Annotated in this window: 25 protein-coding genes and 3 pseudogenes; 22 read left to right on the top strand and 6 right to left on the bottom strand. The window is 38.1% G+C overall.

What is annotated here, in order from left to right; translation table 11 throughout:
• Nucleotides 1-12: 12 nt before the first annotated feature.
• Entirely contained in the window at nucleotides 13-993 is a 981-nt protein-coding gene (locus AA650_RS15110) for a hypothetical protein (RefSeq protein ID WP_053539629.1), read from the bottom strand.
• Nucleotides 994-1228: 235 nt separating this feature from the next.
• Nucleotides 1229-1828, bottom strand: coding sequence for a molybdenum cofactor guanylyltransferase (locus AA650_RS15115; protein ID WP_053539630.1), 600 nt, complete (start codon nucleotides 1826-1828; stop codon nucleotides 1229-1231).
• A gap of 337 nt (nucleotides 1829-2165) precedes the next feature.
• Here AA650_RS15115 and AA650_RS15120 point away from each other — a divergent pair, with 337 nt between their 5' ends.
• The 6 genes and pseudogenes from AA650_RS15120 to AA650_RS15145 all read left to right on the top strand — a co-directional run bounded on the left by AA650_RS15120 (nucleotide 2166) and on the right by AA650_RS15145 (nucleotide 7161).
• Nucleotides 2166-2627, top strand: a complete 462-nt coding sequence (locus AA650_RS15120; protein WP_027401674.1) for a nitrate reductase associated protein — start codon at nucleotides 2166-2168, stop codon at nucleotides 2625-2627.
• Between the two features lie 52 nt (nucleotides 2628-2679).
• Nucleotides 2680-2883, top strand: a complete 204-nt coding sequence (locus AA650_RS15125) for an RNA-binding S4 domain-containing protein (RefSeq protein ID WP_027401675.1) — start codon at nucleotides 2680-2682, stop codon at nucleotides 2881-2883.
• Nucleotides 2884-3119: 236 nt separating this feature from the next.
• Nucleotides 3120-4082 (top strand): hydrogenase small subunit, encoded by a 963-nt coding sequence (locus tag AA650_RS15130; protein ID WP_053539631.1) that lies wholly within the window; start codon nucleotides 3120-3122, stop codon nucleotides 4080-4082.
• A 128-nt stretch (nucleotides 4083-4210) separates the two neighbouring features.
• Nucleotides 4211-4723: pseudogene (locus tag AA650_RS15135) on the top strand (nickel-dependent hydrogenase large subunit); the annotation flags it as partial.
• 327 nt (nucleotides 4724-5050) lie between these two features.
• Entirely contained in the window at nucleotides 5051-5461 is a 411-nt protein-coding gene (locus AA650_RS15140) for a hypothetical protein (protein ID WP_053539632.1), read from the top strand.
• Nucleotides 5462-5604: 143 nt separating this feature from the next.
• Nucleotides 5605-7161, top strand: coding sequence for an AAA family ATPase (locus AA650_RS15145; protein ID WP_053539633.1), 1557 nt, complete (start codon nucleotides 5605-5607; stop codon nucleotides 7159-7161).
• A 421-nt stretch (nucleotides 7162-7582) separates the two neighbouring features.
• On the opposite strand, the gene AA650_RS15150 is transcribed toward AA650_RS15145, so the two are convergent.
• The 3 genes and pseudogenes from AA650_RS15150 to AA650_RS29465 all read right to left on the bottom strand — a co-directional run.
• Nucleotides 7583-7921, bottom strand: coding sequence for a type II toxin-antitoxin system PemK/MazF family toxin (locus AA650_RS15150; protein ID WP_053539634.1), 339 nt, complete (start codon nucleotides 7919-7921; stop codon nucleotides 7583-7585).
• Nucleotides 7911-8153 (bottom strand): hypothetical protein, encoded by a 243-nt coding sequence (locus tag AA650_RS15155; protein WP_053539635.1) that lies wholly within the window; start codon nucleotides 8151-8153, stop codon nucleotides 7911-7913. The genes AA650_RS15150 and AA650_RS15155 overlap by 11 nt, the downstream gene beginning before the upstream one ends.
• A gap of 374 nt (nucleotides 8154-8527) precedes the next feature.
• Nucleotides 8528-8699: pseudogene (locus AA650_RS29465) on the bottom strand (HNH endonuclease); the annotation flags it as partial.
• Between the two features lie 218 nt (nucleotides 8700-8917).
• On the opposite strand from AA650_RS29465, the gene AA650_RS15160 reads away from it, so the two are divergent.
• The 12 genes and pseudogenes from AA650_RS15160 (at nucleotide 8918) to AA650_RS15215 (ending at nucleotide 18345) form a co-directional block, all read left to right on the top strand.
• A complete protein-coding gene (locus AA650_RS15160; protein WP_039202995.1) occupies nucleotides 8918-9154 on the top strand; it encodes a hypothetical protein in 237 nt (78 codons plus the stop codon).
• Between the two features lie 33 nt (nucleotides 9155-9187).
• Nucleotides 9188-9358, top strand: a pseudogene (locus tag AA650_RS15165) (isochorismatase); the annotation flags it as partial.
• 110 nt (nucleotides 9359-9468) lie between these two features.
• Nucleotides 9469-10320, top strand: a complete 852-nt coding sequence (locus AA650_RS15170) for an isochorismatase (protein ID WP_234413196.1) — start codon at nucleotides 9469-9471, stop codon at nucleotides 10318-10320.
• Between the two features lie 117 nt (nucleotides 10321-10437).
• A complete protein-coding gene (locus AA650_RS28030; RefSeq protein ID WP_053539637.1) occupies nucleotides 10438-10962 on the top strand; it encodes a helix-turn-helix domain-containing protein in 525 nt (174 codons plus the stop codon).
• A gap of 330 nt (nucleotides 10963-11292) precedes the next feature.
• Nucleotides 11293-11586: an HU family DNA-binding protein gene (locus AA650_RS15180; RefSeq protein ID WP_027401744.1), complete on the top strand. Its 294-nt coding sequence runs from the start codon at nucleotides 11293-11295 to the stop codon at nucleotides 11584-11586.
• 26 nt (nucleotides 11587-11612) lie between these two features.
• The gene (gene cobD / locus AA650_RS15185) at nucleotides 11613-12686 is read left to right on the top strand and encodes a threonine-phosphate decarboxylase CobD (protein ID WP_053539638.1); all 1074 of its coding nucleotides are present in this window, start codon (nucleotides 11613-11615) and stop codon (nucleotides 12684-12686) included.
• 383 nt (nucleotides 12687-13069) lie between these two features.
• On the top strand, nucleotides 13070-14527 hold the full coding sequence (locus tag AA650_RS15190) for a dihydrolipoyl dehydrogenase family protein (protein ID WP_053539639.1): 1458 nt from the start codon (nucleotides 13070-13072) through the stop codon (nucleotides 14525-14527).
• Nucleotides 14528-14743: 216 nt separating this feature from the next.
• The gene (locus tag AA650_RS15195) at nucleotides 14744-15031 is read left to right on the top strand and encodes a hypothetical protein (protein ID WP_053539640.1); all 288 of its coding nucleotides are present in this window, start codon (nucleotides 14744-14746) and stop codon (nucleotides 15029-15031) included.
• Between the two features lie 310 nt (nucleotides 15032-15341).
• Entirely contained in the window at nucleotides 15342-15647 is a 306-nt protein-coding gene (locus AA650_RS15200; protein WP_053539641.1) for a hypothetical protein, read from the top strand.
• 34 nt (nucleotides 15648-15681) lie between these two features.
• Entirely contained in the window at nucleotides 15682-17052 is a 1371-nt protein-coding gene (gntT, locus tag AA650_RS15205; RefSeq protein ID WP_053539642.1) for a guanitoxin biosynthesis MATE family efflux transporter GntT, read from the top strand.
• The gene (locus AA650_RS15210; RefSeq protein ID WP_228043877.1) at nucleotides 17042-17473 is read left to right on the top strand and encodes an NUDIX hydrolase; all 432 of its coding nucleotides are present in this window, start codon (nucleotides 17042-17044) and stop codon (nucleotides 17471-17473) included. Before gntT ends, AA650_RS15210 begins: the two co-directional genes overlap by 11 nt.
• Nucleotides 17474-17478: 5 nt before the next feature.
• On the top strand, nucleotides 17479-18345 hold the full coding sequence (locus AA650_RS15215; RefSeq protein WP_053539643.1) for a hypothetical protein: 867 nt from the start codon (nucleotides 17479-17481) through the stop codon (nucleotides 18343-18345).
• Nucleotides 18346-18407: 62 nt separating this feature from the next.
• Here AA650_RS15215 and AA650_RS15220 read toward each other — a convergent pair whose 3' ends face one another.
• Nucleotides 18408-18662: an NAD(P)-dependent oxidoreductase gene (locus AA650_RS15220; RefSeq protein WP_053539644.1), complete on the bottom strand. Its 255-nt coding sequence runs from the start codon at nucleotides 18660-18662 to the stop codon at nucleotides 18408-18410.
• Between the two features lie 75 nt (nucleotides 18663-18737).
• On the opposite strand from AA650_RS15220, the gene AA650_RS15225 reads away from it, so the two are divergent.
• The 4 genes from AA650_RS15225 to AA650_RS15240 all read left to right on the top strand — a co-directional run bounded on the left by AA650_RS15225 (nucleotide 18738) and on the right by AA650_RS15240 (nucleotide 22756).
• The gene (locus AA650_RS15225) at nucleotides 18738-19475 is read left to right on the top strand and encodes a sucrose-phosphate phosphatase (protein WP_234413197.1); all 738 of its coding nucleotides are present in this window, start codon (nucleotides 18738-18740) and stop codon (nucleotides 19473-19475) included.
• A gap of 5 nt (nucleotides 19476-19480) precedes the next feature.
• Entirely contained in the window at nucleotides 19481-20272 is a 792-nt protein-coding gene (locus tag AA650_RS15230) for a hypothetical protein (protein ID WP_015078129.1), read from the top strand.
• A 258-nt stretch (nucleotides 20273-20530) separates the two neighbouring features.
• Nucleotides 20531-21250, top strand: a complete 720-nt coding sequence (locus AA650_RS15235) for a glycosyltransferase domain-containing protein (protein ID WP_015078128.1) — start codon at nucleotides 20531-20533, stop codon at nucleotides 21248-21250.
• A gap of 42 nt (nucleotides 21251-21292) precedes the next feature.
• The gene (locus AA650_RS15240) at nucleotides 21293-22756 is read left to right on the top strand and encodes a glycoside hydrolase family 13 protein (protein ID WP_053539646.1); all 1464 of its coding nucleotides are present in this window, start codon (nucleotides 21293-21295) and stop codon (nucleotides 22754-22756) included.
• Nucleotides 22757-22758: the final 2 nt, after the last annotated feature.

A 22758-nucleotide genomic window follows, 5' to 3' on the forward strand; every position in this document is an offset into this window, starting at 1 on the left:
CCTATTTTGGGGTTAATTTAAGGCAAATGCCTGGATTTCTGCGGTTAAATCTTGTAGGGCTTTGGCTACTATTTCGGCTTGTTCTAATTGCTTATGTTCTGTAAATATTCGCCAAGCTTCTTGATAGTATGCTTCTGCTTTTAAGAGATTTTGAGGATTCCCTAATTCTGGTTTTTCGAGGTCATCGGGTAAGTTGAAGAGGAGGTTAGCTTTGTTAGAAATTGTATTAGCATATTCTAACGGTGTATCTTGAAGATTACGCACTTTTAAAGCTTCATCATAAGCTAAGACAGCGCGTAAATTATTTTCTACAGGATGGGAACTCACTAGATATTGTAAGGCATTTCCTAAATTATTTTGCAACATTGCATACTCTCTAGGATGGTCAATTATGTTAATATGCTTGAGGGCGATTTCAAAGGATTGAACTGCTAAACCTTGACGTAAAGATTCTTGTGCCGATGACATGGGCATGGAAAGATAGGCGATCGCTATGTTATTATGTAAAATCGCATATTCCTGGGGGTAATCTTCCCAAGTAAACACCCGCAAAGCTTCATGATAAGCATGAATACTCTCAGTTATCTGGGCTAAATTATAGGGAACTAAAGATTGGAAAACTAACCCCAAATTCATCTGCACTTCTGCCACTTCTTCCGCCGGGGCAAATTGTTGTAAAATCAGCAAAGCTTCCTGATAATCTGTCCGCGCTTGTTGCAAAAATTGAGAACCCCCATCAGGAATCATCTGTAATGTCCCTGCCATGCCCACCTTAGCCCGTGCTTTCAGTAAAACATATTCCTCCCCACACATCTGATAAGCACGGTCAAATAGCCCAATTGCATTGTGTAAATCTTGGGCTGTTTTCGGCTTTTTTTGAAAGCCTGTGCCAATTTCTATCAGCATTTGGATTTTTTCTGCTGTTGTTGCTGACTCTAAAGATATGGATGCAATAGCAGCTTTTACTGCTAAATCTGTAATACTAGATATCATAATTGGCTGATTCTAATCGGTTGGGGAATTGAGTCAATTATTCTTACTATAAAGCAATTTATTATAAAAACTCTAGAGAGAAATTACTCATATTCATAATAGTTTTAACTCAGTTATCACCGCATTAACTGATTTTGGTATCACTATTTTACCAATTATTTTATTTGCCAACCACTATATATAATTCTGTTAATTATATCATTAAAAATCAACTAAGTAGGTGGGCGTGAAATACTTACACAGGACTATTAAAATTAAATAGCATTTCGGGATCTTCCAAAGGCAATACTTCGACATTCTCAGACCTTAACCACTGCTGAAAAGAACGTCCACCTGCTTCAATATACTGAATTAATTCCGGTAAACAACGACGGCGATAAAAACCACATAAAGGCTGCCAAATTTGATTATTTTGCACCAAAGCCGCTATTTTATCGTCTGGAATTGTCTCTAATTGAGATATCCAATTTTGTAATATTTCTAGTCGCAAATTCGGTAAATCACAAGCTAATAACAGAACCCAATTTGTGTCCACTGCTGCTAACCCTTGCATAAAACCTATAAGTGGTCCATGTGTTCGAGGTTCATTGCCAGTTTCCCCAGGTAAGGGAACTTCTGGAATCAATTGACTGTTAGGTGTGAGCAATTTTTGATAACGTTCTGGCCAAGGAGTGACGATATAAACTTTATCAGTACAAGCTTCTGCAATACTACAAATTAATTGCAACATGGGTACACCGCCCATGGGAATTAAGGCTTTATCTCTACCCATGCGAGTGCTTTTACCACCTGCTAAAACAATAGTCGTAACATCATACCGGGAATCAATATTCATGATGTTTGGATTCTATTTAATAAAAATTAACTGTATTTTCTCATAAATCATTTATAATAGCTACATATTATATAGGAATCCGGTTTGATTCCTGAATTTTCCGTTGAGTTAGGGAACAGGGAACAGGGAACAGGGAACAGGGAAGAAGGATTTCAGTATGTACCGAGTTCTGTTCAAAAATCAAATAGGAGTCCTATATTTTGTTTTTAACGAACCACAGAGGCACAGAGATCACAGAGGAAGAGAAAAGGAGAAATGTATGCTACGGCACGTTACATGAATACATCTTGTTTAGGATTGCTATATAAATCTATATTTTATAATTATCACCAATTTTATGACAGAATTTTTTGAATTTGAAGCGGATTTTATTGATTCTTGGCGTTGTATTCCTATGCAAGTGCGCTATAAACTAGATACTTGCGGTATTAAGCTGAAATTAGCCCAATGGAATCTGATGAATCAAGAATCACGTCAAAATTTAATGACATTACCTTGTGATACAGATATTCAAATTCATGATTACAGACATTATATTCAAGAGTTGGTATTGCAACTGACTGGTAAACCTGTGGCTGAATTACCAATTGAAGCTAATCCAGCATGGGTAGATGTTACCACTATTCCTCACAGTGTCCACGAAAAAGCTCAAGAAATAGGTGTGATAATTACAATTGAGGCATGGAAAAGCCTAACTATCTTACAACGGTTTGCCTTAATTAAACTCAGTCGTCCTAGTCATGAGAATAAAAACTTTTTACCGGCTTTGCAAGAATTTAATTTGTTGCCAAAATCCTAAATTCTGATATATTGCTATAGATGATACTTTTTAATTAGTTGGTAAAAGACAAATGATTAAACTCGACCAGTTTTTGAAGTTTTCGGGGATATCCTCTACCGGTGGTCAAGCTAAATGGATGATTGTTGATGGTGAAGTGAAAGTTAATGGGATAGTTGAAACACGGAGAGGACGGAAATTAGTTGATGATGATGAAGTAACAGTAGGAGGAAAAACTTTAAAGGTGGGGGAAATACTCTCAGATACCGTTGATTAATGCTGACATATATAGTCTTAACCTTATATATTTTATTTACTATAATATCTCATAATGCTAATTCTTAAGTTTTATTTAAAAAAAGTTAATTGCTTTAAATAACATCTTAGTTTAAAATAATGAATATTGATCAATAGGTCGTTCTCTACAAGTAAATCCTTTGCAGAAGGGGAAATTATACCCCTATAGAATCTCTTCAATTGTGCATTATTAACACATCTAAAAATAAATAGCTAATGACTAATGTACTCTGGTTACAAGGTGGTGCTTGTTCGGGTAACACCATGTCATTTCTTAATGCCGAAGAACCTACAGCTTGTGATTTAATTGCTGATTTCGGTATTAAAATACTTTGGCATCCTTCCTTGGGAGTAGAATTAGGTGAAAATGTCCAAACCCTCTTATGGGACTGCATTTCCGGGAAGATTTCTCTGGATATTTTGGTATTTGAAGGTAGCGTAGTTAACGCCCCTAATGGTACAGGAGAATGGAACCGATTTGCCGACCGTCCCATGAAAGATTGGTTAGACGATTTAGCCAAAGTTGCGAAATTTATTGTTGCGGTAGGAGACTGTGCAACTTGGGGAGGAATTCCCGCTATGTCACCCAACCCCAGCGACTCTAAAGGACTGCAATTTCTCAAACGGGAAGAAGGCGGTTTTTTAGGTAAAGATTTTGTCAGTCAAGCTGGCTTACCTGTGATTAATATTCCCGGTTGTCCTACACACCCCGACTGGATAACGCAGATATTAGTAGCGATCGCCACTGGTCGAATTGATGATATAGTTCTCGATGAACTACACCGTCCCCAAACCTTCTTCAACACCTTCACCCAAACAGGTTGTACCCGCAACATTCACTTTGCATACAAAGCCACAACCGCTGAATTTGGACAACGCAAAGGTTGTCTATTTTACGACTTAGGTTGTCGTGGACCCATGACCCGTTCTTCCTGTAACCGCATTCTCTGGAACCGCGTCTCCTCCAAAACCCGCGCGGGAATGCCCTGTTTAGGCTGTACAGAACCCGAATTTCCCTTTTTCGACCTCGAACCCGGAACAGTCTTTAAAACCCAGACTGTCATGGGAGTTCCCAAAGAAATACCCCCCGGAGTCAACATGAAAGATTACGCAGTCCTCACCGTTGTGGCAAAAGACGCAGCCCCAAAATGGGCAGAGGAAGACTTTTTTACCGTTTAGTCATGAAAAAAGACCTAACCCCCCAACCCCCTTCCCTACCAGGGAAGGGGGAGTCAATTATTTCCCTCTCCTTGTAGGAGAGGGGTTAGGGGAGAGGTCGTGTAACTAATAACTAATAAAGGACAAATATGCCAATTCAAACTTTAGATATTTCACCCGTTGGTAGAGTCGAGGGTGATTTAGATGTGCGCGTCGAAATTGAAAATGGATATGTGACAAACGCTTGGACTCATGCCGAACTTTTTCGCGGTTTTGAAATAATTTTACGCGGTAAAGATCCTCAAGCGGGGTTAATTGTCACTCCTAGAATTTGTGGAATTTGTGGTGGTTCTCACCTCAGTTCTGCCTCTTGGGCGTTAGATACAGCTTGGGGAACAGAAGTTCCCAGAAATGCTATTTTAGCCAGAAACTTAGGGCAAATTGTCGAAACAATCCAAAGTATTCCTCGCTACTTTTATGGCTTGTTTGCCATTGATTTAACTAATAAAAATTATCGCCGTAGTCACTTTTATGATGAAGCTTGTCGGCGCTTTGCTGCTTTCACAGGTAAATCCTATGAAATCGGCATTACAATTTCTAGTAAACCGGTAGAAATTTACGCTTTATTAGGTGGACAATGGCCGCACAGCAGTTATATGGTAATAAATTGGGGAATCGCTGATATAGTCAGGATTTCTGAGGATAGGTCTGATTATTCCCTGGCTTTTCCTTAAATTAGACGATAGATCTACCCCCAGCTATGCCATAACCAAAGATAGCAAGCAGTAAATCCATTTATTTTTCTCTGCCAAAAGTTATTTGGTTTTCTCAAATATTACCTAATTTTTCCCTAACTCTAGATTAGCGATGCCTTCAGCGCACTGGAAGCAATTCCTAGGTCGCGCTTCGCTATCACATAACTGTGGTAAATTTTTAGTACGCAAAGAATAATCTAATGCACCCATCCTCTTTTAATCTTCTTACCCATTATGAATTTCAAACGATGGCAGGAACTCAAGCAAATCCTCACTGAAGACAAAGATTTGTCTAACATCTGGTCATATTACATGGATCATTTTGGGGATCATCCCAAATTCATCAACTTGGGTCAACCTGTCCAGAATCAATATATAGATGCAGTTGTCAAAACAACCTGTCAACAACTATTTGGTCAAAACGTCAAAATTACCAATTCTCTCCTTATCCATATTCCCCGACATCAATTTTTCCATGGCCCATTCCAAGCCAGCGGACGAATAGGTGGTGTGATTTTCTTTGAGGATATCAAAGTCGGTTTAATGGGTATTTCCGCACACTTTCCCCCAACCAGTGAGGTGAAATATTCCCGGTTTACCGAAGTAATGGATCTATCACCACCAACAGGTCATGATTTAAATTGAAGGGATATAGCATTTCCTAATCTAAATGATGCACAAAATTATCTGTGTTCATCTGCGTTTATCTGCGTTTGATTCTGACTTCCCTGCCATCCTTAACCCCAAAATCGTCTAAACTTAAAGAGTTCGCTAACTGCCAAAATCCTATGTCTCGCTGGTTTAATATTGCAAGTCCATGTAAACTCGAAAAACACTATACCATCTCAGCCACAAGTCGTCTTCCTGACCTATCAATGCTGATTGAACAAGAAAGTTATTTTGTCCTTCATGCACCACGACAAACAGGGAAAACTACGGCAATGTTAGCCCTAGCACAGCAACTTACCGCCACAGGACGTTATGCAGCAGTCATGGTATCAGTAGAGGTGGGAAGTGCATTTAATCATGACCCAGGTGCGGCAGAATTAGCGATTTTGGGAACTTGGTATGATAATATTTCCATCCGTTTACCCAAAGAATTACAACCACCTGTTAAACAATGGCAACAAGAAGAACCAGGAAACAGAATTAAGGCTTTTTTACAAGGTTGGGCAAAAGCTTCACCCCGACATTTGGTAATATTGATTGATGAAATTGATTCTTTGCAAGACCAAACTCTAATTTCAATTTTACGTCAATTAAGAGATGGTTTTCCCAATCGTCCCGAAAATTTTCCTTCATCGTTAGGATTAATTGGTTTACGAGATGTGCGAGATTATAAAGTAGCATCTGGTGGTAGTGACAGATTAAATACATCCAGTCCTTTTAATATTAAAGTTGCTTCTATAACTATGAGAAATTTTAATCTTGAAGAAGTAGGAGAATTATATCAACAACATACAGCAGCAACAGGACAAATTTTCACACCAGAAGCAACAGCAACGGCATTTGATTTAACCCAAGGACAACCTTGGTTAGTTAATGCTTTAGCTAAAGAAGTTGTAGAAAAAATGGTTAAAGATAGAAATATTGCTATTACAAAAGAACATATTTTAAAAGCAAAGGAAATATTAATTGCTCGTCAAGATACTCATTTAGATAGTTTAGCTGAACGCTTACGAGAACCAAGGATAAAAGCAATTATTGAGCCGATGTTAGCAGGTTTAGAATTGGGGGATATACCCAACGATGATATTCAATTTGTGATTGATTTGGGATTATGTAAAATGCACCCCTACGGAGGTTTAACTATTGCTAATCCCATTTATCGGGAAGTGTTACCCAGAGTATTAACAGTAACACCAATGGCTTCTTTACCAATGATTGCACCAACTTGGTTAACCCCGGAAGGTGAATTAAATATAGATGCTTTATTAACAGCATTTCTCAAGTTTTGGCGACAACATGGAGAACCTTTATTAGGTAGCACTGGCTATCATGAAATTGCCCCGCATATTGTATTAATGGCTTTTTTACATCGTGTTATTAATGGTGGGGGAATTTTAGAAAGGGAATATGCAATTGGTAGTGACAGAATGGATTTATGTCTGCGGTACAAAGATGTAACGTTAGGTATTGAGTTAAAGGTATGGCGGGAGAAAAAGCGAGATCCTCAAACTGATGGTATTGAACAATTAGAATCCTATTTAGGGCGTTTGGGGTTGGATTTTGGTTGGTTATTTGTGTTTGATAGGCGTAAAAATGCCCTACCAATGGAGGAACGTTTGTCAACGCAGGTTGTGGTGACGGAAAATCAACGTCGGATTACTGTGATTCGGGCTTGAGTGTTATGTTTTTTGTTTCACGCAGAGGCGCAGAGGCGCAGAGAGGGGAGCGAAAAAAGGGAATTAAGTATTATTTTTTCTTTCTATTGAAATATAAACCCGGGTTTTTATCAATATAAATACGTAAATATTAATATTAAAGTTAAAATATTTACAGGTTTGCTTGAGTATAGAAGGATTGATTTATTTGGAAATTGAGCGAACTGCTTGCAGCAGCGCTAGTTCCCTCCGGGACGCTCCGCGAACGCGATCGCAATGCACAATCAAAATTATCCGAGGTGATAAGCGATCGCATTAACCCAATATTAGCGAACTGACAAGTCAGCGCTTACGCTATCGCAGTTAATCGCAGTTAAGGAAGCACAAGATAATTGATTTTGAGCGAACTGCTTGCAGCAGCGCTTCGCTATCGCTAGTTTCATTAAGAGCATAGAATACGACATAAAACATCTGCAATTGAGGCTTGAGTCTCTGATGTGAAAGATCCTAACTCACGGCGAATTAGGGATTGACGGAGGGTTACTAGGTGATCGAGACGTAAGGTTGATGCTTGCCGAAGTCCACTATTAAGGAAGTCTGGATGTTCCGGTTGCAGAATAATATCTGTGTTGAGGGGTGCTTGAGGAATGCGACTGGTGATGAGTGCAAAAATGATGTGCTGATAAATGCCGATCACATCTGTTAAACAGTAGGCAGGACGGACTTTACTGGAAGATAGGTCATCGAAAGGAAACTGAATCAGAACAACCTTACCTTTCATAGTTTACAGGTTGCCCATCTTCGAGGGTGTAAATGTCCTCTTCTGGATCGTTCAGGAAAGCAAAGCTAGGGTTGGTTGAGATTGCATCTAACCAGGTTTGTTCGTTGAGATCCTCCTCCTCTGGCATTAGCAGGATAATACGCACCCGACTGGCTTTGTCTTGGGGAAGGGGACTATCTAGCTGAATTTGTCCTTGTTTATTTAAGATACCTGTGGTTTCAATCGCACGCATGGTTTCAGGCGGAAAAAATCATTTGGTTCGATTTTAACACTTTCTTCGGTGCAACCAGAAGGTAAGTAGGTTGGCGTTGAAAATTGTCGTTATGGCAAGGCAAAAGGCACTCATGCAAGAGGCAAGAGTGAAGAGGGTTTGGGCGATTTTACGTTTCTTTACACAGTTTGGTTTTATTGTGTTCACCTACTTAATTAGTTGACACTCTCAGCGGCTTTAGCCGCTGAGATTCTGCGGACAGAGTAAACTTAGGTAATGCCCAAAGTTTAATTCTCGCTACGGTCGTCAGGTTGAGTCGAGGGAGGATATTATTCCTCGCCCCTCTCAGTTAGATCCGTGCGTACCCGTTTCCGTGTACACGGCTCCCGATGTTCTTAGCTTTCACTTTTGCTCATGTGAATATAATCGTGGCAGATGAAAGTGAATTGCTAGAAGGTTTTTAGTTTTCCAGTTTTGGTGGTTTCCATCTATATGATGTAAATGTACCTTCTCATCACTGAGCATTTTTAGACCACAATGACCACATTTATGGTTTTGCCGTTTAAGGCCTATCCGCAATAGTGGGGACTTTGAGAATCCGGGTTTTACCGTCCTTTTTGGGGATGGGTCTAAGCTTAGATTGCTGGATATTTCTGTTGTTAACATTGATGTAATATACCGTAGGCATAGCTCTGATGTTGTTGCACTTTGATAAATTCTCGCTCCTGAACTGAAAATTGACTTTTTTGCCTATTTTACTTGTGTACTAATTACTAAGAATTACAATGCCATCCGTAAACCAACAGTTATTTTCCCAATCTGGATTAAATTTGATTGCATTCACAGTTTCTCCGTCTTGTCTTTTACAAGTTGGTACAGTGTCTATGCTGATATTAGTTATAGCTCAGAAAGCTACAAGCGAGGCATTAATCAGCCTGGGTGAAGCAAGTGAAGAATTATTACGAGGCGATCGCCTACCTGTCCTTCCTTTTCCAGATGGTTATAAATTAGACAAGGATTAGAAATCATCCGTAGAACTCAAGCGTATTTTCATGATGAATGCCCAGAATATGCCCCAATTACCAATTCCCTCCCACTTTAACGCTGCAAAAGTCGGTGAAGTTTGGCGTGTACCTTATCAACAACGTGCTGCTGAATCTGAAACTTATGCCAAACAACAAAACATTCCATCAGCAGCTTTAGATAAAAACCGCATTTGTCTAAGTAGGTTGGCGTTGAAAATTGTCGTTATGGCAAGGCAAAAGGCAAGAGGCAAGAGGCAAGAGTGAAGAGGGTTTGGGCGATTTTACGTTTCTTTACACAGTTTGGTTTTATTGTGTTCACCTACTTATTATTAATAGATGTCCAAAATACCTTTTGCATTCCCTATTTTGAATTATTTGTAGGCGGAAAAACTGGAATTGGTGCAGTTGAAGATAATCAAAGACTGTGCGAATTTATTTATCGCAACTTGGGAATAATTACCAAAATTATTCCCACACTGGATACTCACACAGCCATGCAAATCTTTCATCCTATATTCTGGGTAAATTCCCAAGGAGAACACCCAATACCTGCCGCAACCAACATTACACCCACAGATATTGAAAACGGTATTTGGCAAGTTAATCCAGCGGTTGCTAATAGTCTCAATAATGGTGATGATGACTTGTTAGCAAAACAGGCTTTTCATTATGTTCAACAACTTAGCCAAGATGGAAAATACCCGTTAACAGTGTGGCCTTATCATTCCATGTTAGGTGGAATTGGTCATGCTTTGGTTGCATCAGTAGAAGAAGCAATATTTTTTCATAGTATCGCCCGTCAAAGTCAAACCCAATTTGAATTAAAAGGGGAAAATCCGTTAACAGAAAATTATTCTATTTTACGCCCCGAAGTTTTAACAGGATTTGATAATCAGCCAATTGGACAAAAAAACACAAATTTAATTAAACAACTTTTAGAATATGATGCGGTGATTATTGCGGGACAAGCTAAAAGTCATTGTGTTGCTTGGACAATTGACGATTTATTAACAGAAATTAAACAGGTAGATCCCACCCTCACAAAGAAAATTTATCTTTTAGTATATTTTCAAAATAGCAAGCCATTTTTACTCCTGACTCCTGAATTATTATTGTATACTGATATGCTCAACGAAATTAAAGAATATTTACAATTACACTAAAGCCCATAAAGTCTTGACAAAACATAGAAATAATGGGTTAGCATAGGTAGTATTGACAAATATACCTCCCAAAATACACATCAATATACCAAATACATTAATCAGATCAAAAGGATTATGGGATGCCGACTGAAAATTTTTTTAAGTGATGAAGAAAAGTTAACTTTAGAAGAGTTGAGAAAGGCTAAGGATGTTCCTCAACGGACAAAAGACCGCGCTCAAGTTCTACTGTTGAATGCTCGTGGATTAAATAACGAACAAATTGCTCAAGGCTTAAACTGGGCAGTTTCTACAGTCCGTCAGACCCTACATCGGTGGCGAAAAATGGGTTTAGCCGGATTATGGGATGCTCCAGGTCGAGGCGGAAAACCTCGCTATTCGGAAAATGATTTAGAGTATCTAGAAAACTGTCTATTTGAAGAACCTCAGACTTATAACTCCAAACAACTAGCCAAAAAACTAGCATCCGAGCGACAAGTTTACTTGAGTCCTGACCGACTCCGCAGAGTTCTGAAAGCCAGAGGTAAGGGGCAGGGAGCAGGGAGCAGGGAGCAGGGAGCAGGGGACAGGGGGCAGGGAGCAGGGGACAGGGAGCAGGGAGCAGGGGGCAGGGAGCAGAGGGAAATGACCAATGACCAATGACCAATGACCAATGACCAATGACCAATGACCAATGACCAATGACAACTAAGTATTTATTTCTAAAAAATAGGGTATTTTAATTACAAGAAAGAGGTAAAAAAGAAAAAAAATCCTGAAATCTATATAAATTAATAGTTTCATCTATCCACTTCGGGCTACAACACCTTAGAATGATTCATTGAAAAGTCAAGTCAATCGTATTTGCAGCGGTTTTGAGTGTAAATACTCTCAGGGAACGATTTTTGTATTTCTACAAACAGAGATTTAGGTAAAGATGCTTTAATGGTGCATCTTGAGAAATAATCTCTGATAAAACTTTAGGAGTTTAACATGAACAAAGGCGAATTAGTTGATGCAGTAGCTGAAAAGGCTAACGTTACCAAGAAACAGGCTGACCAAGTTTTGAGTGCTGCCATCGAAACTATTGTGGAAGCGGTTTCTTCCGGTGATAAAGTAACATTGGTGGGATTTGGTTCGTTTGAATCACGGGAACGCAAGGCCCGTGAAGGACGTAACCCCAAAACGAATGAAAAAATGGAAATTCCCGCTACCAGAGTTCCCGCTTTCTCTGCTGGAAAACTGTTTAGAGAAAGAGTAGCACCCCCAAAAGAGCCAAAAGAATAAGTTCGGTTATAGGAAAGATATTTTTGATGCCACAACAAGCACACGGGGGAAATTTGGCTTGGGCAGCAGCACTGGCTGGCTGTTCCCCTGATGCTATTGTGGATTTCTCTGCCAGTATCAGCCCGTTGGGACCACCAAATAGTGTGATTACGGCGATTGTGTCTCAACTAGGTAGTTTGAGGAATTATCCTGACCCAGAGTATGGTGAATTACGACTTGCTCTGAGTCATTTTCATGAATTACCTACTGAGTGGATTTTGCCGGGTAATGGTTCAGCAGAACTATTAACTTTGGTGGGTAGAGAATTAGCACAATTAGCAGCAACGGTTGTACTAACTCCAGCTTTTGGCGACTATTACCGCACTCTTGCGGTTGATAATGCTAAAGTTCTGGAGTTTCCTGTGGATTTGGCAACGGGGAAAGGGAATATTTCTCTATTGCCAGATTTCGGGCTGAAGACTTCAGGTTTTGGGTTATTGCTGAATAATCCCCATAATCCAACGGGAAAGTTATTCTCACGGGAATCTGTTTTACCGTATTTGAAAAAGTTTGCTTTGGTGGTGGTAGATGAAGCGTTTATGGATTTTTTGCCGCCGGAAGCGGAACAAAGTTTAATTGGGTTGGTGCAGGAATACGAGAATTTGGTGATTTTACGATCGCTCACCAAATTTTACAGTTTACCAGGGTTAAGATTAGGATATGCGATCGCTCACCCTCAACGTTTAGCTAAGTGGAAATCATGGCGAGATCCTTGGCCTGTGAATACTTTAGCAGCCGCCGCAGCGATCGCCGCCCTCGAAGATACAGAATTTCAAAATCTCACCTGGAAATGGCTGCCAGGGGCGAGAAATCAACTATTTCAAGGTCTAGCCTCAATTCCTGGTTTAACACCCATAGAAGGCTCTGTTAACTACCTATTGGTAGAATCTCAACGACCTACTTCCCAGTTACAACAAAATTTGCTTCGGCAACACCAGATTTTAATTCGTGATTGCTTAAGTTTTAAAGAATTAGGCGATCGCTTTTTCCGTGTCGCAGTCCGTACAAAAGCTGATAATCAATGCCTATTAACAGCACTTGAAACAATTCAAAATCAATAAGTAAGTAGGTTGGCGTTGAAAATTGTCGTTATGGCAAGGCAAAAGGCAAGAGGCAAGAGGCAAGAGTGAAGAGGGTTTAGGCGATTTTACATTTCTTTACACAGTTTGGTTTTATTGTGTTCACCTACTTAGTCGGACAAAATTAAATTCACTCGTTGAGAGAGGGAACAGGGAACTCTTAACTGGGAACAGGGAACAGGGAACAGAAAAATCAATTGTGTAATTAATTCTGTCCCATTACTTAGCAGGAGTTCAGGAGGTAGGGGCGCAGGGCCTGCGCCCATTCAGAAGTATGGCTAACGCCACGCTTCGCTATCAGAAGTTCAGGAGGAAGAAGGAAGAAGGGAGAAGGAAGAATAAAATTACCCAATGACAAATGACAAATGACAAATATTGATTACGATATCGTTATTATTGGTGGCAGTATTGCTGGATACCAAGCTGCTTTAAGTGCTACTCAGCTACACGCTAAAGTTGCCTTGATTGTCAGCGCAGATTTTACTCATAACTATAATTTAAATTATCAATACATACTTAGCGAAATTAGTCAAACTACCCAGAAATATTATAATTTAGTAAATCTAGGAACTTACGAAAAAAATATTCACTTAAATCTGGAATTTCTGAACTGGAAAAAAGGAATGTTTTATGCAAATGCTGTTGCCAAAAATATTAATCAAATACATTCTTTGGCGAATTTAGCTGCCCAAGGAGTTGATATTATTGTTGGTAATGGTCAATTTCAGTCTTCTCCTCAATTAAGTTTTACAGTTAATGAAAGACGCTTATATAGTCGCACTTACTTACTCGCTAATGGTTCTCGTCCATTAATTCCTAATATTTCAGGATTAGATACTATTAAATATCTAACTTTAGCTAATATTTGGCAATTTTTAGAAAAAACCACATTACCCGAAAATTGGGTGATAATTGGTGGTATTCCTCAAAGTATAGAAATAGCCCAAGTTTTAGCCAGATTTGGTTGTCAAGTCACATTAATAGTCAAATATTCTAGCATTTTGCCTAGTCTTGATGCAGAAATAGCCAAATTACTAACAGCACAATTAGAAATTGATGGTGTACGGATTTTAACACAAACTCAAGTTACCCAAGTCCGACAAATAGATCATAAGAAATGGGTACAAGCTGGAAATCAAGCCATTGAAACCGATGAAATTTTCATTTGTGCTGGACAACAGCCAAATTTAGAGTATTTGAATTTACCAGCGGTGGGAGTAAAATGGCATCAATACCGCTTGGTTGTCAATGAAAAATTACAAACTACAAATCATCGGATTTACGCTTGCGGTGATGTGCTAGGTGGTTATGATATTCAGAATATTGGTAATTATGAAGCTAATATTGCTGTAAAAAATGCCCTATTATTTCCCAAACTAAAAGTTAATTATGAATTTGTTCCTTGGGGAATATATTCTCAGCCCAGGGTAGCACAAGTTGGTTTAACAGAAAAACAAGCTAAAAACCAATATTCTCAAAAGCAGGTTTTAGTTTTTAAGCAATATTTTAAAACAGCCACGGCGGCACAAATACAAGGAGAAATTACAGGTGTTTGTAAATTAGTAGTTTTGGAAAATGGAAAAATTCTGGGATGTTCTATATTGGGAATAGCAGCAGAAGAATTAATTAATTTAATTAGTTTAGCAATCTCACAAAATATGAAAATTCAGTATTTGGCTAAATTATCACCTATTTATCCCAGTTTTTCCGAAATTCTTATGGAAATAGCGCGAGAATGGCATAGACAGAGAATTAATCAGAACCATACTTTTTCAGAATTGCTACTAAGTTTCTTTAATTATCGTCGTGATTGGAATTTATAGTGGATTATGGTTGAGTGTAGCAAGAATGATTGAGTGTCCGATACCTAGTAAGTAGACGACCTATACTTATCAATTCACTATTTTGTTATTCTGTCAATGCGTAACTCCTATAATCAAACAAATGTTAGGGAATAGGGAATAGGGAATAGGGAATAGGCAGAGGTCAGGGGGAAATAATTTAATAACTAATGACTAATGACTAATGACTAATGACTAATGACTAATGGTTTTAACTCGACTGTACCCCAAGGCAAGCTAGAATATAGAGGGATAATTCCCCTATTCAAATTATTAATTAAACAGAATTTTATGGATATTCAAAATGCCCTTGATATCATTAATACTGAGCAATTAAAGGGAACTGCTGTTTTATCGGTTTATGCCCTCAAGGGGATTGTTGGCTATGCAGCAAGCCAAAATAAACCAGTAGAGGAATTGTCACCTATGGAAATTGTAGAGGCTATCAAATTGGTGGATCTTACAGTTCCTCAACAGTCTATTTAGTTTGAATGCTCAAAAAGTTAGTTTGAATGGGAACTAGCTTTATACCAAATAGATTTTCCTACACCAATTTCCAGTATGCTAGATATGAAACCAGAAACCCAACTAACCAGATTTATGGAAAACCAGATTTATGGGGAAAAAGATTGTTACTAGGACTTACGCACTGTACAAATTAACCATGATGTGCATGAACGAAAATCCGTCGTTTCAGGCTTTTGGCGATTAACAATCCCCTGTTTTACCAGAAACATCAACCCCAAATGGCAATAACGGGGGGCAAATAGATTCTGTTGAGGATGGCACACCAGCTATGGTAACATCAGAACCAGCAGAGGAAGTTGTTAACAACGCGTTACAGAGCGCGTTTGTTGGGAATGGCACACAGATAGATCCAGTTTCAGGAAAACCACTGCTTCAAGGTAGTAATAATGGGTGGATAAGTGGCTTTGTTGATAATTTAATACCGGATACTGAAATACCAGAACCTGCACTCCGAAGTGTTAATTATGGGCAAGAAAATACCTTTGTTGACAATTCTACTGCTGATGAGGACTTAAGAATCGAGGAACTCAAGCGGGTAACAAATTCGTCTATATCTCGACTCAACTCGGTCTAAAATCCAACCAGTAAGCTAAATACTGAATTAACTCATGAACTTAACACGAACAGAACAGTATGACTTTCTCCCTCGTTTCTACCGTCTTGCGATCGCCAATATTCTTTCAAACCTGATGATTCCTCTAGCGGGTTTAATCAGTGTAGCTTTTTTGGGTCATCTGCAAGAAATTGATGCCTTAGCAGGGGTTTGCATAGCTAATATCTTGTTTAACCTCGTCTATTTGATTCTTGAGTTCTTACGTATGGGAACCACTGGGTTAACCGCTCAAGCTGTGGGAGCAGATGACCAAGAGGCTGCACTGCTAGTGGGACTACGCAATGGCTTAATCGCCTTGGGATTAGGTATCGTACTGTTAATTTTGCAGTATCCTTTGCGAGAGGTAGGTTTTTCGCTCTTGAGTGCTGATATTGATGTTAAAGCTGCCGGCATTGACTATTTCAATGCTCGCATTTGGGGAGCGCCTGCTGTTTTACTGAACTTCGTTCTCATTGGTTGGTTACTGGGACGAGAGGAGAATAGTAAGGTTGTGGTACTTTCAGTTATTGGCAATGCAGCCAAGATAATTTTAGACTACTTATTTATTATTCAATGGGGTTGGAATAGTGTAGGGGCTGGAGTATCTCAAGCATCTAGCCAATACTTAATGTTGTTTATCGGCATCCTTTTAGCTAGTCGGAAAGTTCAGTGGCAAGAAATCCGCGCAGTTAGCCCACAAATCATGGATTTTTCAGAGTTGAAAACTATGTTGGCTCTCAATAGAGATATCTTGATTAGAACTATAACTGAGATGTCTGTCTTTACTATTTTTAGTAATCTAAGTGCCATGATGGGAACGATACTCTTTACCCAAAATTCTTTATTAGGACAGATAACACATCTAAATGTTTACTTAACTAACGGAATGGGATTTGCTACCGAAACCTTAAGCGGAAACTTGAAAGGTAAAGATTCAAAAGAGAAATTGTTACCCTTGCTGAAAGTTTCAGTTGCCAGCAGCTTGTTGATAGGACTCACTGTAGCTACAATTTGTGTTTTCTTTCCCCAGGCTGTCTTTGGCATATTAACCAACCATAGGGAAATTACTGAACATATTGATACCTATATTTGGTGTTTATGCTTCATACTTATATTCAATTCTGTTGCCTCAATGCTGGAAGGATATTTCTTAGGATTAGCCGAAGGGAAAATTGTTCGTAATGTCAGTTTGATCTCTGCTAGTTTGGGATTTATCCCATCAGTTATAGCAGCTTGGTATTTTCACAACAACTATCTTTTATGGCTATCCATTATATTATTTATGTTTGCCAAAATGGTGACAATGTTAGTTTATTTGCCAAAGTCTTTGAGTAGTGATACTGAGGCTAATGCAGTTTTTTTGACAACTATTAAAAATGAAATTTGAAATGAGAGAAGCACCAGGGGCTGACATAATTATTCTCAACAGTCAGCAGCAAGTTTTACTTGTACTTCGAGATAATAAAAGCTCTATTCCTTTTCCTAATACTTGGGCATTCCTGGGAGGATATATAGAGAAAAATGAATCTCCAGAAGCAGCTATTCGTAGAGAATTAGTTGAAGAATTGGAACTAAAACTCGATGAAGTTAATTTTTTCAAGTCTTATTTTTGGGAAGAGTGTGATGAACACATTTTTTGGACTCGGCTGGATTTAGATATTTCTCAAATAACCCTACACGAAGGACAAAAATTAGCCTATTTTAGTCGAGAGGAAATTAATCAGCTTGAATTTGCCTCTCACTATGATCAAATTCTGGCTGAGTTTTTTGATTTCTTAGCAATTAGTTTAAAATTAAGTATTGGTTAAAGCTAATGAAAAATTCAATTTCAGAAAATTTAAAGAATACACTACCAACAAATATCGCTCAGGGATTGGAAAGTGCTTTAGCTTATTTACCTGGAGGTAAAACAGCAACAATAGAAAAACCCCAATCAGAAGGATTATTTAATCATATCTTATTGATTACAACAGCCACAGATCGCTGCGTTTTTCGTGCCAGACGGGATATTTCCACTGAAGCTGGTGATGCTTATATGCAGTATATGTATGAAGCCACTGGCTTTATCCAAAATGGCGGTTCTTTTAAACTCAGAAATATTGGAGATGAAGTTGATTTTATCAAACGGGCATTAGCTGTCGGCTTACCAGTTCCTAAATTAATCCATGCAGATCAAGATTGGATGCTGATTGAATATGTAACAGGGAAAACTTTGTTGGAATTTCTAGAAACTGGAGAAGTCAAGTTTTTGCCGAAGGTTCTACAAGAAATGAATTTAGCTCACAGACAGGGAATTATTTATGCTGATCGCTGGACTGGGAATGAAATGATTGATACCCAGGGAAATGTGCGAATGATTGATTTTGATATTGAATGGTTTTATCAAGGAGGTAATGATGGTACTCTGGAAGCATTAGAAATGGCATGGACTATTTTTAATGCCATGAGAGTAACTAGCAACCGAGATGAATTATTAACAATAGTAGAAACGGAAGTTTTACCATCATTAAAAGCATGGGGTTATGACATATCTAAGATGAAACAGTTTGTCGAAGGTTTATGTAACTTTTATCTAAACCCCAATAAGCCTAGTAATAATTGGTCTTTTCCCACAACTTTGTATGTGGCGATGGCTGAACCGGCGAATCGCTTAGTTGCGATGTTTACTGAAGCTGATTAGGGGTTGCTTTGAGTGAGATAATTTAAACCCCGCCAAATCATCAATGATGGCGGGGGTAGATATTACTTGAAATTAATTTCTTTCATTACTTTCACGTTATAGTAACGAGTATCTGTGAGAGAATTGGGAATCTGATTAGCTTTAAATGCTGAAGCTAAATCTTCGATCGCTTCCTTTATAGTATGTGCAGGGACAAATCCCAGTTCTTGCTTAATTTTTTCTGAAGAAATATGGTATGAACGCAGATCGTCGGTGGGTGTAGTCATAATTTCTACAGATTCTCCCACTACTTGACGGGTCATCTCGGCAATTTCCATCAAGGTATGATTTTCATAGCCAGCGTTAAATATTTTACCGTCAATCGCTTCATAAAGGTGGCAAAATTTTTATTTGTGACTGATTTAGATCACACTTTAGTTGGTGATGATCTAGCTTTAGAGAAATTAAATCAGTGGTTAAGTAAACAGCGCCGTATTGACGGTACAGTTATCTGTTACACCACAGGGCGATCTCTCCCGCTCTATCAACAACTGATCGCTCAAAAAGAACTCTTAGAACCTGATATACTCGTCCTGGCAACGGGTACAGAAATTTACTACCCAGGCAGTGAAACCCCCGATTCTGAGTGGACAAACAAAATCTCCCTGGGTTGGGATAGAGAACAAGTAATAGAAATAACCAGCCGATTTCCTTGCCTAGTCCCCCAATCTCCCTTAGAACAAACGGATTTTAAGGTTAGTTATTATACTAATACTAAAGGATTATCAGTAACACTTCCGCGATTAAAAGCTATTTGGCAAAATCATGGTTTAGCAGTACAAATGATAGATAACTTTGGGGGTGCATTTTTAGATATCTTACCAGCATTAGCAAATAAAGCTGCATCTGCTCTTTTTCTGCAACAACGGTTAGGTTTTACTAATGAACAAACTCTTATTTGCGGAGATTCAGGTAATGATCTATCTATGTTTGAAAATATGCTTTGTCCCGCTATTATCGTTGGTAATGCCCAACCAAAAATATTAGATTGGCATGAAAATTCCCCACCAGGGAATCGCTATCTGGCAAAAAGTCACTTTGCAAATGGCATTTTAGAAGGATTAAAATATTTTGAATTTTACAGAGAATAATTGATATGAAAACCATTGTTTATCAATCCTATCGGGGAAATGAAACACCAAATTGGCTGGAAACTTGTATGCAAACAGTCAAAGATTGGGCAGAATTAAAAGGCTTTGACTACCGAAGAGTAGACAACTTTTTTGACTATGTTCCCGATTGGTATATAGATAAATCTCAAGGTAAAATTAACGTTATTGCTGATTTAGCTAGATTAGAAATAGCGAAAAAATTTTTAGAACAGGGATATGAGCAAACTATTTGGATGGATGCTGATGTAGTAGTTTTTGATCCCGATAATTTAAACATTGAAACGACAGAAGAATATTTAGTTTGTCGTGAAGTTTGGTTGGATACAGAAGATGATCAAAATTTGGGTGAGGGAACTTTATTTTGTACTGAAAAAGTCACTAATTCCTTAGTTTATTTTACTCAAAAAAATAGTTTTTTGGACTTTTATATATATGCGACTAAATCAATCTTGAAAAATCAGACCGGAAGGTTATCCAGATTAGCAGTTAGTACGAAATTTTTAAGCAGACTTTATGAGATTATGGAATTACCTCTTTTTCCAAATATGGGGCTTTTTAGTCCTATTCTAATGCACGCAATTGTAGAAGATAAAACTGAGATTATCGAGTTATATACAAAAGCCTTGAAATCTCCTATTTATGCGGCTAACTTGTGTTTATCTTTTAGAAATCAATCTCATAAAGGCATCATGGTGACAGATAAACTATTTGAACAATTGATTGATAAATTGTTACAAAATAAAGGAGAAATGATTAACCGATATTCTTCTCCATAATTAAATTCTCATTCCTCATTGGTAAAACACGAGGAATGTAAGAGGATGTTTGAAAAGTTTTGGGCGAATATAATTCACTACTACACAAGCAAAGTCCACCTGCGTGGACTAATGAAAAATCGAGGGTTTCAAACCCACCTCCGTGGGTTTTGTCTGTGTGCAAGATGAACCGCGACTTCTAGTAGACTTTTCAAACACCCTCTAAGCTATAATCAGCAAACCACAATATTTTTTTGTAAGAGGTAAGGTTGTCACAAAATGAAGAAAAGCCCAAATATCGCATTTTATACTTGTTGTAACTCTGTGTCTTTTTCTAAGGTACAACTCTTTTTGAGATCTGCTAAAAAACAAAATATAGACGTTAAGGTGCTAGGTGAAGGTCTCGAATGGTCAGCCAATTCTCTAAGACTTCCTTTGATTTTGAAGGAACTAAAGGATGTGAAAGATGACACAATAGTTCTTGTTACTGATGCTTTTGATGTTCTGTATGTACAGAATGCTAACAGTATATATGAAAAATTTATTCAAGGTGGTTATAAGATATTATTTGCAGCAGAGAAATGGTACTCTCATCAGTACGAAGAATACAAAGATTTTTACGATAGCATTAAAGTTCCCTATGATTATAAATATCTGAACGCAGGGACTTTCATGGGATACAAAAAATATGTCTGTGAGATGATTGATAATATTCTTTCTTATCCGAATTTTCATGAAAACGGTAGTGATCAAAGATTGTATGGAAAATACTGTTTTGAAAATCCTGAAACAGTAACCTTAGATTATTGCTGTGATATTTTTTGGTGTACAGCAGGGGAATGGGAAATTTTACCAGAACTGTATGACATACACAATGGATTTGTCTTAAACAAATTAACTGGCACATATCCTGCAATAATTCACATACCATACTCTAAAAAGTATTATAATGTTCTGCTCAGGTTGGCAGAAGATCTGGGTGATGTTGTATCGCGGTAAAGAATAATCAACAACAATGATGAGGTTAATGTTTCAGAGATCATGACAAGTTTCTATACGAAGATTAATACACCTGATTGGGTTAAAAACGCCGTTTTTTATCAAATATTTCCTGATCGCTTTTCTCGAAGTATTCCCACTGAACAAAAGTGGTTACTTAATATACCTTTAGAAGACTGGAATACTACTCCTACATTTCATGGTTATAAAGGCGGAAATCTTTGGGGAATAATTGAAAAACTAGATTATTTACAAGATTTAGGTATTAATGCAATTTACCTTAATCCTATTTTTACATCTGCCAGTAATCATCGTTATCATACTCTTGATTATTATCAAATTGATCCCTTATTAGGCGGTGAAGAAGCATTTACCAATCTCCTTAAAGAAGCTCATCATCGTAAGATTAAACTTATCTTAGATGGAACTTTTAATCATGCTAGTAGAGGCTTTTATTTTTTCAATGATATTCTCGAAAATGGACAAAATTCTCCTTGGTTAGATTGGTTTAAAATTACAGGTTGGCCTATCTCACCTTATGATAATTCTCGTCCTGCTAATTATGCTTCATGGTGTGATCTTCGTGCTTTACCCGAATTTAACACTAATAATTCAGGAGTGCGCGAATATATTATGCGTATAGGTGAATATTGGATTAAACGTGGTGCAGATGGTTGGCGTTTAGATTCAGCAGATTACATTAAAACTCCTGGTTTTTGGCAAGAGTTTCGGGAACGAATTAAAGCAATTAATCCAGAAGCATATATTGTAGGCGAAATTCCCCTGTATGCCAGTGAGTGGTTAGATGGGACGCAATTTGATGGTGTGTCAAGTTTGCCCTTTCTTAATGCTACCACTGCTTTTGTTGTAGGCGATCGCCAGGTAAAAGGTCATTTTGCTGAATATGCACCACCACCACCTGCGGATGCGGCTAAATATGGGGAGGAAATTAATCAATTACTGCAACTTTATCCTTGGGAAATTCAATTAACTCAACTTAATGGTATTAATAATCATGATACAGCTAGGTTAATTGATGTAGCTGGAGGCGATCGCCCCAGTTTATATTTAGCAACATTACTATTATTTACTTTTCCTGGCGCACCTTGCATATATTACGGCGATGAAGTCGGTTTAAACGGTGGTTATGATCCAGAATGTCGTAAAGGATTTCCTGATAAAAAACAGTGGGATCAAGATATTCTTGAATATCATCGTCAATTAATTAAACTCCGTCTTTCTCATCCAGCATTAAGAATAGGTGAATATCATACCTTGTACGCTCAAGGACAAGTTTATATTTTCGCTAGAAGGTTAGAAACAGAAATTTTATTAATTGCGGTAAATGCTGGTAATGAAATAGCAATGGCGAGTATTCAACCATCATGGCAAAATCAACTCAAACAAACATTATTTACATATCATTCCAGTCAAGAAAACTGGACTAAAGAAGCCGAATTTATTAACTTTAAACTTCCACCCCGTAGCGGATTAATTATTGGTTAATT

The sequence above is a fragment of the Anabaena sp. WA102 genome (assembly GCF_001277295.1).
Lineage (GTDB): Bacteria > Cyanobacteriota > Cyanobacteriia > Cyanobacteriales > Nostocaceae > Dolichospermum > Dolichospermum heterosporum.